Source organism: Serratia sp. H1w, assembly GCF_000633355.1.
GTDB lineage: Bacteria > Pseudomonadota > Gammaproteobacteria > Enterobacterales > Enterobacteriaceae > Chania.
Genome location: NZ_AYMQ01000099.1, coordinates 1 through 15078, shown reverse-complemented (window position 1 = coordinate 15078; position 15078 = coordinate 1). Strand labels below are relative to the sequence as shown.

The window sequence follows — 15078 nt, the reverse complement described above, 5'->3', positions numbered from 1 at the left end:
CCGGCCCTCTAAACATACAAGGTCATGTGGCCTCCCGGAGACAGGATAAAAGGATTACACTGTTAACCGGTTCCCGACCTCGTCATAACATTTGCCTGGCCGACCTTGTAATACGAAGTCAGTCTCGCGAGAGAAAGCTTCAGGATACTCTTCGGCATGGGCAATGAGGCGGGAGCCACTCTACGGCACGAAGTCAGCGCGAGCACTGCTTCCAGGGGCGCGCGGCTTCCCGGTTGCCAGATGAGTACAGTACAAGGACAGTATTCATCCGGCCCTCTAAACATACAAGGGGCGCTGCATGCTGCGCCCGTGCTGAGGTCAGATGCTGGAGTTATTGGTGGGTCCCCTATCCCTGTGGGTGAGGGTGAGGGACATCACCGGTCAACGCTGGGTAGAGCCGCGTACGATTAACTCACCGGAAAATAGCTGTTCGCTAACGGGGGCATCCATACCCTGGATACGCTGCACCAACAGCTCCAACGCGGCATGTCCTATCTGGTAGGTGGGCTGCTTAAGCGTGGTGATGCCAACCCCGGCCAGCTCGGCCCATTCCAATTCGTCAAATCCCAGCAGGCCAATATCGTTGCCCCACTGCATACCCAAATGGCGCATGGCGCGGGCTACTTGCAGCGTCAAGGCACCGTTGGCCGAGATCACCGCTTTGCGCATACCGCGATGGCGGGTGTTGAAGGTCTGCAATACCGTCGCCAGCTTTTCGGCGTCATTGAGAGGAGTTTCAGCCTGCTCGGCGGACAAGTCGGGGTGGTTGGCCATGGTCTGGCGAAAGGCGTGCAGCCGTTCAAGCCGGGTATTCACGGTGCCAATCGGTTCACTGAGGAACAAAATCGCCTCGAAACCCTGTTGTAACAGGTGCTCCGTCGCGGTGGTGGTGGCTTGATGGTTGTTCAGGCCCACCACATCGCAGGCGAAGTCGGGGATTTTACGGTCGATCAACACCATCGGCAGCATCGACTGTTGCAGCATGGAGAGCGCATCTTCACGCATCCCGACGGCGTTCACCACGATCCCTTCCACCCGGTAGCTGCTGAGCAACTGGAGGTAATGCTGTTCCTGATTGACTTCGTTATTGGTATTACATACCAGCAGGGTAAAGCCGTGCTGGCGGCAGGCGGCTTCGATACCGCGCATGACGTGAACGGAATAGGGATTGGTGATATCGGCAATGATCAGGCCAATCAGCCGCGTCTGGCCCCCTTTCAGGCTGCGGGCCATCTGGCTTGGGCGATAGTCGAGCTGCTGGATTGCCAACTCGATACGCTGTTTCAGATCGTCGGAGAGCAGGTGCTGTTCACCATTGAGATAGCGCGACACGCTGGTTTTGCCGGTTTGGGCGTGTTTTGCCACATCACTGATGGTGGCGCGCCCTGAGGCGCGCGTTGCTTTATCACTGCTCACAGCCGATCTCCCCTGCGGTTCAATGCCAAGGAGACTAACACACCAAACCTAAAGCCGGGAATGGCCCATGTCAGGATGTGAGCTCCAGCGTTTTGGCCTGCGGCTGGACTTTCTTGGCAGTGCTACTGAGGGTGAAGATGGAAATCAGCGTTACCCCCAGAGCCAGGCTGCCAAGGATCAGGTACGTTTCGGCAAAGCCCATGCGGTCATACAGGCTACCTGCAAACGCCGAAAGGAAGATGGCGGCACCTTGTTTGGCAAACTGGAAACCAATCAGATAGATCGTAGCGGAAAGACGGGTATCAAAGATGGTGGTGATGTATTTGAAAGAGCCGACCAGCAGGAAAGGCACTTCCAGTGCGTGCAGCATTTTCAGCATGATAACTTCCATTACCGTAGTGGCAAAGGCGGAGCCAATAATGCGAATCGACATGATAGTACCGGCCAGCAGCAGAGTATTTTTTGCTCCAATGCGGTTAATAATCCACGGGGAACAGAACATGATCAGCGCATTGGCTAATTCTCCTGCGGTGGTCACATAGCCAAAGATCTCGGTACCACGCTGAGGGGAGCTGAAAAAAGTTTTAAAGAAATTGGCAAACTGCTGATCGAATACGTCATAAACACAGGCCACGCCGACCACGTACAGGATGAACATCCACAGTTTTGGCATCCTGAACAACTCTGCCACCATCCTCAGATTGAACTGGTTCTGATTGGCACCGAGCTTACCCATTACGATAGCGTTAGGATTTTCACGTGGGTTGGCCAGTAACAGCAGTAGCATCAACAGTACGGCGGCTCCAGAACCCATCCAGAAGACAATGTCTGGATTGATGTTGAATAATACCCCTGCGGTGGATGCGCAGATCCCCCAACCGAAACAGCCAAACATCCGTGCTTTACCATACTCAAAGGCACTCTTGCGGCTGACCCGTTCGATATAGGCCTCAACGGCTCCCGCCCCGCCAGAGAAGGCAAACCCGATATACGCCCCGCCGACCAAAGCACCGATCAAGACGTTCACTTTCAGTAGTGGCGCAAACACGTAAAGAAAGAATGGCGCAAAGAAAAACAGTAATAGGGTAATTACCCACAGCAGGTGTTTTTTCAGCCCCAGCTTATCGGAGATAATGCCGAAAATCGGCTGAAACAGAATGGCAAACAGCGACATACAGGAAAATACCAGGCCGGTTTCTGTTTTATTCAGTCCGATGATTTCCGACAGCCAGATAGGCAGAAACGGAAAACAGGTGGCCATAATGAAAAAATAAAGGAAAAAGAAAGCGCCAAATATCCAGAAGTTACGGTTATTTTTATAGGTACAGACGGTGGCGTTCATGGTGTTCATCCTTCCACGCGAACTTTGGGTGTGCAGTGGCTGGCCACTGCACCTGCAAATCCAGGGGATAACTCAGAGCTGTTCCAGGCCGATCAGCATGGCACTTTCCGGATCCAGCACCGGCAACGCTAGACCAGCCTGTGCCAGCCATTCCCCGCTAACGTCGCAGGGTTGCTTCATCCATGCGGGGAGCTGACGCATGGTATGGCCGCCCTGCTGCTGGTGGATCAGTGGTGGTGTGTCCAGTAGGGTGATGCGATAACGCGCATCTGCCTTCAGCCCTGGAATGCGCAAATTGCCCGGTAACGTGTGATCCGGCATCGCCAACTGACTAACCAGAATGACCACCCGTTCCTGCCCAGTGGCAATCACGCCATTAATCTGGGTGCTCGGATCGTGATGATCCAGGCGGATAACATGGCCGCTGTGCAGGAGTGGCCGTAGCGATTTATGTAACGCCACATAATGGGCGAAACCAAGCTGTTCGGTCTCACTTGCTTTAACCGGATCGAGTTCAATACCCATATGGCCGAACAGTGCCGTCAGGCCGCGAAAACCGATGCTGTGTTGGCGCTCAGTGGCGTGACACTGCCGGTTACCGATGTGTGAGCCCATCACTTCCGGTGGGAAGAAATAGCTCATGCCGCGCTGAATGGTTTGACGCTCTAGCGCATCGTTGTTGTCAGAGGTCCAGAAACGGTGGCAGCGTTGCAGAACTTCGAAATCGATACGGCCACCGCCGGAGGCACAAGACTCAAACTCCACCTGCGGGTAGCGTTCACCTAACGTATCCAGTAGGCGGTAAAACTGTTCGGTCTGCGCCGTCAGCGAGGCTCGCCCAAGGTGGGCGGGCTGAACGATTTCGCGATTCATATCCCACTTGATGTAGTCGATATCGTGATTACCCAGCAGCCAGTCCATGCGTTCCAACAGATATTCGAATACCTGCGGGTTGCACAGATCGAGTACGCACTGAAAACGCCCGGTTGGCTGCTGATAGCCTGGCAGGCCCAATACCCAATCAGGATGAGCACGGTACAGATCGGAATCCGGGTTGATCATCTCTGGTTCCACCCAAATACCGAATTCCATGCCCAGTTGTTTAACATGGGCAATCACTGGAGCCAGCCCGTTCGGGTACTTTTTCTCGTCCAGATACCAGTCACCGAGAGCGGCACGATCGTGATCGCGGCCACGGAACCAGCCATCATCAATGATAAAACGCTCCACACCCAGTTCAGCCGACTTGCTGGCCATCTGCATGATGTACTCAGGATGATGATCGAAATAGATACCTTCCCAGGTATTGAGATGCACCGGACGTAGTTTGTGGTCCGGAAAACGCAGGGTATTCTGGCGGACATAGTGATGGAACCGCTGGCTGAGTGCGTTCAGGCCCGAGTGAGAGCTGGCTGCATACAGCCAAGGAGTACTCAGGCTGGCACCACCTTCCAGCACTTGTTCACCGGGCAGGTACAGAACTTCCGCCTGCAATAGTCGGCGGCCATCGGTTTTCACATCGGCGCGCAGACGGTGGTTACCGCTCCAACCCAGGTGAATACCCCAAACTTCTCCCTGCTGCTCGCTGAAGCCACGGCTACCGACCATCATGCCGGGGAAATATTCATGAGAGCTGCGCCCCCGACGGTTTTCCTGTAAGTAGCCACCATGTTCCAAGGTGACGCGATGCGGCTGGAATTCGCGGATCCAACGACCATGAAATGCCATCACTTCACCAGCGCGCTCTGGTAATGGTAGCGTCAACGCCAGGCGGTTAACCCAGTAACGGGTCACGTGGTGATTGATTAAGGTATGGCGCATCTTTAGCACGCCACTGGCGCTGTCCAACAGCAGCTCGCTGCGCAGTTGCAGCCCAGCCTGCGGGTCTTCGGCCAGGATCAGCAGGTGATTGTCTTTATGGGTGATCTCGCAGGTGGTGAACAGCGGTGACCAATCATAGCCGTCGCGATGGCCTTCTACACCCGGTGAGCCAAACAGGCCTCGCGCAGACTCGGCAGCCAGCGTTAATGGCGTATCGACATCCAGCCGACCATTTGGCACCGCCCGACCTAATGTCAGCACATCCTCTGGCATAAATCTGGTTAAGTGAGGGCCCCAATACAGAATTTCGGCAAATGGTTGGCAGCGAACAATCACGTCGGTAGTGGGGCTGGTTAACCGCACAATGGTGGGTTCCATGGTCTGGCTCCTTTAGGTTCTTTAGCGCAAATCAGTGGCATCATCATTGATCCGAAACGTTTCGGATTAAAACCTAAACGTTTCGGATCTGTGATCTGGTCAGGCAAAAAACGGCGTTGTTTAAACGATCATCAACAGAGCGGCAGGTCGTCAGGATTGGGTTTCAGCAGAGGTTGCCATAGCACCTGCAGTTTTTGCAGAGGTTCGCCACGGATCAGGCCCAGAGTCATTTTTGCAATTTGTTGGCCCACTTCAGCACGAGTAGCTTGCACAATCGCGGCCACGGGAAGATCGAGTAGGCTCTCCGGCGATAAGCCGTCATACACCACCAGGGAAACGCCACCAGGACCGAGCTTACCGGCATCACGCAGCGCCATTGCCGCCCCTTCGCCGTGGCCGTTGCAGTCGGTAATGATCGCCGTTGGCGGATTGGCCAGCGCCAGTAACGTTTGAGTTGCCAGGTAGCCAGCACGGCGGCTTGGCGTGATACTGCACAGATAATCATCACGCTGTTGCAGTTGGTGGCTGGCCAAGCCATCCAGATAACCTTGGCGACGCTGAATGATAAATGACTGCTGGTTGTTTTCCCCCAGATAGGCAATTTTCCGGTGGCCGAGTGCCACCAGATAGTCCACGGCCATCTGACTTCCCGCATGGTTATCGAAATCAAACCAGGCGTAATCCTTTGCCAATTGGCTGCGGCCTAGCGCCAGAAACGGGAAGTTAAGCCGTTGAAGCTCATGTAGACGCGGATCGTGGTCTAGCGTATGGGCAACAATCAGCGCATCGACACGCTTGCTGGCAATCAGACGCGTAAAGGCATGATAAGGGGCATCATCCGCGACCAGCAGCAGATCGATCTCGTGGCGCACCAGTTCATTACTGATACAACCGATCATCTCCATCAGCGTTGAGTTACTTAATGTGTAGTTATTAAACGGGAAAACCAGCCCAACGGCGTCGATCTTACCCATTTTCAAGCGGCGTGCCAGGGTGTTGGGGCGATAACCTAAACGTTGCGCTTCTGCCTCTACCCGCTGGCGTGTTTCTTGTGCCACGTCGTCATAGCCATTCAGGGCGCGACTCACGGTGGTAACGGAGAGATCCAATGCTTTGGCAATCGCTTTCAGGGACATATTCCACTCTACAGAAGGTGTTGGGATGCAGGGCGAGAGTATCACAGAGAGAGGAACTGACGGGAGAGGTGAGGACAGGAAATGAGAACTGGCGGGGCCAAGGCCCCGCACGGTGTTATTGCAGCGGGCTGAGGGTGATCTCAACGCGACGGTTCTGCGCCTTACCTTCGGTGGTGCTGTTGGAGGCAATCGGGTTATCCGGGCCAGCACCGGTCGAACGGATACGGTTGGCAGCGACCCCTTGGGTGATCAGCGCGCTGGCTACGCCGTCTGCACGTTGCTGGGACAGCGTCATGTTATGCGCACGAGCCCCGGTGCTGTCGGTATAACCCACTACGTTGACGGCGGTTTTTTCGTATTCTTTCAGTACCATCGCTACGCCGGTCAGAGTGTTGGCACCCGCCGGTTTCAGCGTGCTGCTGTCGGTATCGAAGGTCACGTTGTTCGGCATGTTCAGTACGATATTATCGCCCTGACGGGTGACGCTAACGCCGGTACCTTTCATTTTGTCGCGCAGCTTGGCTTCCTGCACGTCCATGTAGTACCCAGCCCCGCCGCCCAATGCGGCACCGGCTGCGGCACCGATCAACGCGCCTTTACCACGGTCTTTTTTCGATGAAGAAATCATGCCGATACCGGCACCCAGGGCTGCGCCAACGCCAGCGCCAATACCGGATTTACCGGCCTCTGACTCCCCGGTGTAAGGGTTGGTGGTACAAGCCGATAGCGTCATGGCAACGGCTACCGCACCAGCAATCATCGCAATGCGTTTTTTCATTGGTAGTTCCTTTAATGGCAGGGATATCTGCGTGCGCGACTCCAAGCTGGAGGCGCTAAATCATCGGCAATCAACCGTGAGCGTCTAACGTGACGCGTTCTTATGACGTGCCTTCTGGCCAGCAGTTCCGCAAAAAATCGTGACAAATTATGAACCTGTACGCCAGGCTGGAAGGTAACCGCCAAATCGCCGCTTGGGAACCAGAACAAACTGAATTAATGCTGGGGAATTGATCTTTCAGACAAGTCGGGGCGAATCGCTTCGCCCCGATGAGAGGGGGTTAACCTAGCACTTCACCATTGCTGGCGATCACCTGGCGATACCAGTCGAAGCTCTGTTTTTTCGAGCGGGCAAAGGTGCCGGTACCATCGTCGTGCTTATCCACGTAGATAAACCCGTAGCGCTTGCTGTATTGCCCGGTGGTGAACGACACGCAGTCAATGCAGCCCCAAGGGGTAAAGCCCATCACTTCAACACCATCGTCGATCACCGCTTTTTTCATCTGCTCGATGTGCGAACGCAGATAGGCAATGCGGTAATCATCGTGGATCTGACCATCCTCCTCAAGCCTATCCAGCGCCCCAAAGCCGTTCTCGACGATAAACAGCGGCTTTTGATAACGCTCATAGAGAATATTAAGCGTAAAGCGCAGCCCTACCGGATCGATCTGCCAACCCCAGTCGGACGCTTTGACATAAGGGTTCGGCACGCTGCCTTCAAAACCTGACAGGGCGGTACCCGCACCAACGGAGTCCGCCTGCACCGCGTTACTCATGTAATAGCTCAGGCCAATGTAGTCTGCGCAACCTTCGCGCAGGATCTGCTCATCTTCCGGCTGCATCTGGATGTGGTAACCCTTGCGCTCCCATTCATGCAGAATGTAGGACGGGTAATAGCCGCGCATATGTACGTCACCAAACAGGAAGCGTTCACGCATCGCCTCTTGGGCATACATCACATCGTCCGGATTACAGGAGAATGGATACAGCGGCACCATGGCGATCATGCAGCCAATTTGCAGCTCCGGGTTGATGACATGCCCCAGTTTGACCACCTGCGCACTGGCGACGAACTGATGGTGCAGCACCTGGTACATGCACTCTTCCGGGTTCGGCTCCTGGGTGAAAATCACCCCGGAACAGCAATAACCGAACAGCGGGGTCTTCCAGTTGCGCTGGTTGTTGATCTCGTTGAAGGTCATCCAGTATTTCACTTTGTGCTGGTAGCGAGCGATCACCACCTCGCTAAAGCGCACAAAAAAATCCACCACTTTACGGTTCTTCCAGCCGCCATACTCTTTCACCAGATGCCACGGCATCTCGAAGTGGGAAAGAGTGATCACCGGCTCAATGCCATATTTCAACAGCTCGTCAAACAGGCTGTCGTAGAACCGTAATCCTTCTTCGTTCGGCTCCAGCTCATCCCCCAGCGGGAAAATACGCGACCAGGCAATCGAGGTACGGAAGCACTTGAAGCCCATTTCGGCAAACAGTGCTATATCGCCTTTATAGCGGTGATAGAAATCCACCGCGTCGTGGTTGGCGTAGTGATAGCCTGGCTGAATGCCGTCGGTGATCACGCGATCGACACCGTGGGCACCGCTGGACAACACATCGACGATGCTTGGGCCTTTACCGCCCTGATCCCAGCCGCCTTCAACCTGATGCGCCGCTACCGCGCCGCCCCACAGGAAATCATCCGGTAACTGTCTTTTCATAATACTATTTCTCTTATCTAGATGAATTTAGGCCATTTCAGGCTTGCTGAGCGGTGTCGTTGGCTCAGGCTGTTCTTCTTTGAAGCCGACGATATAGGTCAGTACCGCACCGACCACAAAGGCGACACTGATGGACAGTAGGAAGCCGAGGAACTGTGGCATATGCCCTTCCTTAAAGAACACCGGCAAGACGGCAATTCCTGGTATGCAATAACTCCAGGACACCGCGTTGAAGGCCCCGGCAATTGATCCGCCGACCGCTCCGGCGACACAGCCGCAAATCATTGGGCGCTTCAGGCGTAGCGCTACGCCGTAGATGGCTGGCTCCGTGATGCCAAACAGAGCGGTCATGCCAGCAGACAGTGAGATGCGTTTCATCTCAGAGTCTTTGGATTTCAAATAGACGCCTAGCACCGCACCCGCCATGGCAAACACCGGGGAGGCTTGCAGGCCGGTAAAGGTGTCATATCCCAGTGTGGCGTAGTTCCCTACGGTGACCGGCGTGATCCCCCAGTGCACACCCAGCGTCACCAGCGGCATCCACAGCGCGCCCACCACCGCTCCGGCGATGGAAGGGCTAAGGTGATACAGCGTGTTATAGACGCCACCGATGGCACCGCCAATCATGTTGCCGATCGGGCCAAAGGCCAGCAGCGTTAGCGGCACCATGATCGCGATACAGAACATTGGCGTGAACAGGTTACGGATCACCAGCGGCAGGATGCGTTCAAAGAAACGCTGCACATAAGACATGATCCAGACCATCAGGATGATGGGGATCACCGAGGCGGTGTAACTGAGATACTGCACCGGCATGCCCAGGAAGGTGAGCGGATCGGCGTTAATCGGGATACCGGCCACTTCGGCCAGCACCTTGGCAATCTGTGGGTTATTGATCGCTTCCTGCATCAAGGCCTGCATGGCCGGATCGGCAGAATTTACCAACAGGATTTTATTGGCGGTGAGCATGTTCATATAGTCTGGGGAAACCAGCGCACAGGCGGCGATCACTGCAGTGAACGGGTTGACGTTGAATTTTTTCGCGGCGGTGAAGGCCACCATCACTGGGAGGAAGGTGAAGCCGGTCCAGGAAACGAAGTTCAGAATGCGATAAGTGCCGCTCGCCGGATCCATCCACCCCAAGGCGGCAAACAGCGAGATTAGCCCCTGCAACACCCCACAGGCCGCCAGTGGATACAGGAAGGGGGCAAAGATACTGGAGATGATGTCCATCAGGCGGCTGACGATGCCGACGTTGGGCGCGCTGACCGATACGCTCTCATCCATCTTGATCAGTTTGAGCACCTCCTGATAGGCATCGCCGACGTGGTTACCGATCACCACCTGCAATTGGCCACTGGATTCGATAACGGTAATAACACCTTTGACGCGTTTCAGCGTGTCTTTATCGGCCTGGCTAATATCTTTTAAAATAAATCGCAAACGCGTTGCACAATGTGTGACATTAATCACATTATTATCGCCACCAATCAGGCGCACGATCTCTTTTGCCGAGTCAGCATAATTAATTGCCATCAACGTAACTCCATCTGTGGGGTACAGAAATATCGGGCTTTATTGTAAGTATTGGGGGGTTCCAACTGGATAGTAGCAAACGGCGGGGGAATGTCACGATATAACAAAATAGCACAATAGTGATTTGTCACATGCAAGAAACAAGGTGTTATTACGTCCCTCCCTGCTAATTAAATTAATGGCCGAGATTCTTGGCCAGTTTTTTACCTATCGCCTCCAACATATACATCACCGGTACCTGGGTGGTGATGTCGTACTCGCTGGCAATGCGGATTTGCGGCATGTGGTAAGAGAGGTTAAAGTCCGCCATGCGTGCTAATGAAGAGGTTTCACTATTGGTAATACTGATGATCTTGCAGTTATGCAGACTGAATTGGCTGGCCAATTTAAGCATTTCCGGTGTTTCACCAGAAACCGATAAAATAATCGCCACCGCGTTTTTATACATATCGCTGCTGATAGGATAATAAGGGTCATCAATATAATTACTGAACTTGCCGACGTTAGAGAAAAAACGAGCACCGTATTTACCCAGCGTTCCCGATGTTCCCGCCCCCACAAAGATAATTCTTTCCGCAGCGGCAATATGTTCTGCTGCATCGGTAATTAACTGTTCAAATTCATCATTATTAATACTCTTGAAGAAGCTGACAATTTCGCTGACGCCGGAGGTTAACAGTAACTTGTCTTCCTGTTCCAGATAGAGTTTAAAGCGAATGCGGAATTCTGAATAGCCGCTGAAATTCATTTTCTTGCAAAAGCGTAACACCGTAGTGGTGGAAACCTTGGCACCCTCCGCCAATTCGCGGATGGTCATATACATGACCTTGTCCTTATTTTTGATGACGTAGTTGTACACCATCAATTCGAGACCGTTGAGCTTGGATAAGGTGATGTGAGTAAACATACGGCATCTCGTTGACAAGGTTGGCAGTCAAAGTACCAGAAGCGGGCAGGGATGACAAAGCCCGCCCACTGTTCTTCAGGGATAGCGAAGTTCGGCTGCGGCCCAGTTCATGATCAGCGTATGGGCCTGAGTCTCTTCATTGAACTCGCGTTGTGCCTCACTGAAGCCAAACTTGCGGTAAAAGGCACAGGCCCGCAGGTTTTGCTCATACACTTCCAGGCTTAGCCAGCCGTGCTGTTGTTGCACATGTGCCATCAGCGCGGCACCGACGCCGTGGCCGTGTAAGCGTTCATCGACAAACAGTGCGCCCACGAAGCGTTCATCCAGTACGCTGATAAACCCGACGATTTGCTGATTGTGCAGATAAACCCAGGTTTTGGCGCGCGGCAGGTAGTTTTCACGTACCAGTTGGGCGGTTTGCTGCCAATAATCGGCCGCAATAAACGGATGGGCATGGGTGGTGCTAGCCAGCCACAGCGCCATCAGCGGCTCGATATCGGCCGGTTTGGCGGCGCGGATCATGCCTGGCGCTGCTTTGGATGGCAGAAGCACCCGGTTAGATGATCGTTCACCAGGCCGCTGGCCTGCATAAAGGCATAGCAGGTAGTTGAGCCGATAAATTTAAAGCCGCGTTTTTTCAACGCTTTGGACAGAGCATCGGACTGTTCGGTTTTGGCGGGGACTTCACCCAGCGCCTGCCAGTGATTGAGCAGTGGCTTGCCGCTGACGAACTGCCAGATAAAGGTGACAAAATCCTCCCCGGCCGTTTCCATCGCCAGATAGGCTTTGGCATTGTTGATGATGGCTTCGATTTTGCCGCGATGGCGGATGATACCGCTGTTTTGCATTAGCATTTCCACGTCTTGCTCGGTCATGGCGGCGATGCGCTGCGGATCGAAGTTGTGGAAGGCAAGGCGGTAGTTTTCACGTTTTTTCAGCACGGTGATCCAGGAAAGACCGGCCTGTTGGCCTTCCAGGCACAGCATTTCGAACAGCTCGCGTGCATCGGTGGTGGGGACGCCCCATTCCTGGTCATGATACTCAAGATATAACGGATCGGCAGTAACCCAACCGCAGCGTTCGTTGGCCATGCGGAGACTCCTTGTGCTGTGTTTATTTACAGTAATCATCGCTGGAAGCCGACCGCTTGGCAACCCTTTGCACGATTTATCGTCAGCCAACTTGACGAAGTGTGAAAGCCAGCAATATTTACTACATGGCCATGATGATAACGGCCAATGATAAGAACTGGGTCGTCAGGTTCGACCATAGGGGCGAAGCATGCTGCGCCCGACTATTTCTGGCTCTCAGGAGTCCATTCATGCCTCTGAAAATACAGGGTAAGCACGCCCCAACGGTGCTTGCCGTGGCGTTAGCTTTTTGCCTTAGTGCTTCGGCACAGGCCTACGATCAACTTTATGTGTTTGGCGATAGCCTGAGTGATACCGGTAATAACGGTCGCTTCACGTATGACAGCAATCAACATCAGCTGTATGACGAAATACTGGGTCAGCGTATTGGCGCCGCACTAGTGGCGTCCAATGACGGTGGCTACAACTATGCTGCCGGTGGTGGCGTGGCCGTACCGGCACTCAACCCCGCAGACAATACTCAGGATCAGGTGCAGAGCTATCTTGCCCAGGTGAACGGCAAGGCCGACGGTGAGGGTCTGTATATCCACTGGATTGGTGGCAACGATCTGGCCGCTGCGGCGATGAATGTGGCAACCGCACCGGAGGTGGCCTTTACCAGTGCTTTGGCTGCGGCGACGCAGGTGCACGCGTTATTGAACGCCGGTGCCGGGACGGTGATCGTGCCGACAGTGCCGAATATTGGCTCAACGCCGCAACTGATGGAGCTGATTATCCAGCAGGCGCTGGGGCCGGTACAGGGAGCGGCCATACAGGCGGCTTACAGCAAACTCAATGCCCTGGTTACGCCGGATAACGCTTCGCGCCAGCAGGCCATCCACCAGGCTTTAGCTGCCGCTGCACAGCAGGCCAGCAGCAATCCACAGGTGCAGCAGGCCATTGCAGCGCAGTTGAGCGCGGCTTTTGACAGTTTCAGTGCCCAGGCCGCACAGCTGACCGATTTTTATAACCAGAGCGAAGATCGCCTGTTGGCTCAGGGCGGTGGCAATATCGTGCGCGTTGATGTCAACAAGCTGTTCAGCGAAGCGATCGCCAATCCGGGCCAGTTTGGCTTTACCAACACCGCCGGTATGGCTTGCCCGGCCGGCGTTTCCTCGGCGGTATGCAGTTCAGCCATGCCAGGATTTAACAGCGAGCAGGCTTATCTGTTTGCCGATCATTTCCACCCCAGCCCGCAGGCCCACCAACTGATCGCCGATTATATTCAGGCGGTGCTGGATGGCCCGGCACAGGCGGTAGCACTTAACCAGGCCACTGCCGCCTTCGCGCGTGATAGCCGCGCCACGCTGGACAGTCGTTTTCAACAGTTACGCACTACCCAAAATCCGCAGGGTTCGTTGGGCGTGTTCGGCGGCTATGCCGGGCAACATTATGACTACTCCGCCAATACGGTTGCCGGGGAGGGGGACGCCACTACGCACAACCTGACGCTGGGCGTGGATTACCAACTGACGGATGAGTGGCTGATTGGCGCGTTGATCTCGGGTTCCAACGACAATCAACAGCCTTCCAGCCGTTACGATTATAAGGCGCGTGGCGTGCTGCTATCGGCCTTCAGCGCCCTGACGCTGTTTGAGCAGGGATGGGTCAATGCCGATCTGCACTATGCCAGCGTGAATTACGACGATATTAACCGCAGTATGCAGCTGGGTTCGCTAACTCGTACAGAAACCGGTGATACCGATGGCAAGCAGTGGGGGGCGCGCGTCACGGCGGGGTATGACTTCCCAATCGCATCGTACCTGACCACCGGGCCGATGGCCCAGTTTGCCTGGGATTACAGCAACGTCTCGGGTTATAGCGAGAATGGCGATGACAGTACGGCAATGCGCTTCAACGATCAGACCTATCATTCGCAGATCGGCGCTTTGGGATGGCGAGTAGATAGCCAGTTCGGAGTCGTTAATCCTTATGCCGAGGTAAGCTATCAACACCAATTTGGCGATAGTGTTTACCGGGCTGGTGGTGGGTTGAAATCAACCCAGACCTCGTTCACCCGCGACAGTGCCAACCAGGATAAAAACTGGGTGGATGTCACCTTGGGGGCGAATATGCCATTGGGCGATCGGGTGGCGGCGTTTGCGACGGTTTCGCAGACCAGCGGTTTGAGCAGTGGCGAGCAATTTATGTACAATGTAGGGGTCAGCGCGCGCTTTTGAAGGATGGTTTTATTCTGAATTATCGGGTGTCAGACAGGTTGTCACCGGCAGAAAATGCGGGGCGTGCGTTTATCATGATTTTCGTACAGGGCCGGTTATACGGGGCTGTTAGCCCTGCTCACCCACACCTAAGACAAGTCCTTCACCGAAAAAGTACAGTGTTTGACTGTACTTTAGTATAACTATCATTTGCCCCTGAAAGACTTTATCTTATGCTGCATAAGAGCAAAGGATTTAAATATAAAAAAAACTGATCCCGTTTAAAGGATCAGGAGCCAATTTGGCCAACACCAGGGAAAGTTTGTTGTCATTATTATAAATAATAAGTTGCCTGTCAATTGTTCTCTCGCCCGCTAATCAACGGGTGGGAGCGCTTTTGCGTGCTTGAAATATATAAAAAACGTATCAATCGCTGTCTCTATCATTCGTTTTTTGACTTTAATCCGCTATCCATAATCATAAAGCCAGTGATTAGTGAGTGTTATGTAGTGCTCTTTTGCTGGGTATTAACATTTTTGGCAAGAAAAAAACCCATCAAAAAACACTTCAGTAACTAAAAATTTACCACGTGGATTTTTATAATTCCTTTATTAGTGGAGTAAAAAGGTAAGACTTTTCTTCTTTAGCTTTTGGGTGGTTAAAGATCACTCAGCCATTTCATTAAATATATCAAGCAGTAAAATTATCATGGTGCTATGTATTTAATGTCTTACGGATTTTTTGGTCATGTATTCAAT

General features: G+C 53.7%; 11 protein-coding genes. 1 reads left to right on the top strand and 10 read right to left on the bottom strand.

All coding sequences use genetic code 11. The features are described 5' to 3' along the window. Window positions 1–381: 381 nt before the first annotated feature. The 10 genes from U869_RS0122030 to U869_RS0121985 all read right to left on the bottom strand — a co-directional run bounded on the left by U869_RS0122030 (window position 382) and on the right by U869_RS0121985 (window position 12122). A complete protein-coding gene (locus tag U869_RS0122030) occupies window positions 382–1416 on the bottom strand; it encodes a LacI family DNA-binding transcriptional regulator (RefSeq protein WP_025123398.1) in 1035 nt (344 codons plus the stop codon). Between the two features lie 70 nt (window positions 1417–1486). Next, window positions 1487–2758 carry an MFS transporter gene (locus tag U869_RS0122025; RefSeq protein ID WP_025123397.1) on the bottom strand — a complete coding sequence of 424 codons (1272 nt, stop codon included), beginning with the start codon at window positions 2756–2758 and terminating at the stop codon, window positions 1487–1489. 72 nt (window positions 2759–2830) lie between these two features. Further along, window positions 2831–4957, bottom strand: coding sequence for an alpha-galactosidase (locus tag U869_RS0122020; protein ID WP_025123396.1), 2127 nt, complete (start codon window positions 4955–4957; stop codon window positions 2831–2833). Between the two features lie 131 nt (window positions 4958–5088). Continuing rightward, complete coding sequence (locus tag U869_RS0122015; RefSeq protein WP_025123395.1) at window positions 5089–6093, bottom strand: substrate-binding domain-containing protein; 1005 nt, start codon at window positions 6091–6093, stop codon at window positions 5089–5091. A gap of 115 nt (window positions 6094–6208) precedes the next feature. Then, window positions 6209–6871, bottom strand: a complete 663-nt coding sequence (locus U869_RS0122010) for an OmpA family lipoprotein (RefSeq protein ID WP_025123394.1) — start codon at window positions 6869–6871, stop codon at window positions 6209–6211. A gap of 280 nt (window positions 6872–7151) precedes the next feature. Continuing rightward, window positions 7152–8591 carry a 6-phospho-beta-glucosidase gene (locus U869_RS0122005; RefSeq protein WP_025123393.1) on the bottom strand — a complete coding sequence of 480 codons (1440 nt, stop codon included), beginning with the start codon at window positions 8589–8591 and terminating at the stop codon, window positions 7152–7154. A 24-nt stretch (window positions 8592–8615) separates the two neighbouring features. Then, entirely contained in the window at window positions 8616–10124 is a 1509-nt protein-coding gene (locus tag U869_RS0122000; protein ID WP_025123392.1) for a PTS transporter subunit EIIC, read from the bottom strand. A 175-nt stretch (window positions 10125–10299) separates the two neighbouring features. Further along, entirely contained in the window at window positions 10300–11031 is a 732-nt protein-coding gene (locus U869_RS0121995) for a MurR/RpiR family transcriptional regulator (protein WP_025123391.1), read from the bottom strand. A 75-nt stretch (window positions 11032–11106) separates the two neighbouring features. After that, the gene (locus U869_RS0121990) at window positions 11107–11553 is read right to left on the bottom strand and encodes an N-acetyltransferase (protein ID WP_025123390.1); all 447 of its coding nucleotides are present in this window, start codon (window positions 11551–11553) and stop codon (window positions 11107–11109) included. Beyond that, on the bottom strand, window positions 11550–12122 hold the full coding sequence (locus U869_RS0121985) for a DNA-3-methyladenine glycosylase I (protein ID WP_025123389.1): 573 nt from the start codon (window positions 12120–12122) through the stop codon (window positions 11550–11552). The genes U869_RS0121990 and U869_RS0121985 overlap by 4 nt, the downstream gene beginning before the upstream one ends. 230 nt (window positions 12123–12352) lie before the next feature. On the opposite strand from U869_RS0121985, the gene U869_RS0121980 reads away from it, so the two are divergent. After that, entirely contained in the window at window positions 12353–14341 is a 1989-nt protein-coding gene (locus U869_RS0121980; protein ID WP_025123388.1) for an autotransporter domain-containing esterase, read from the top strand. Window positions 14342–15078: the final 737 nt, after the last annotated feature.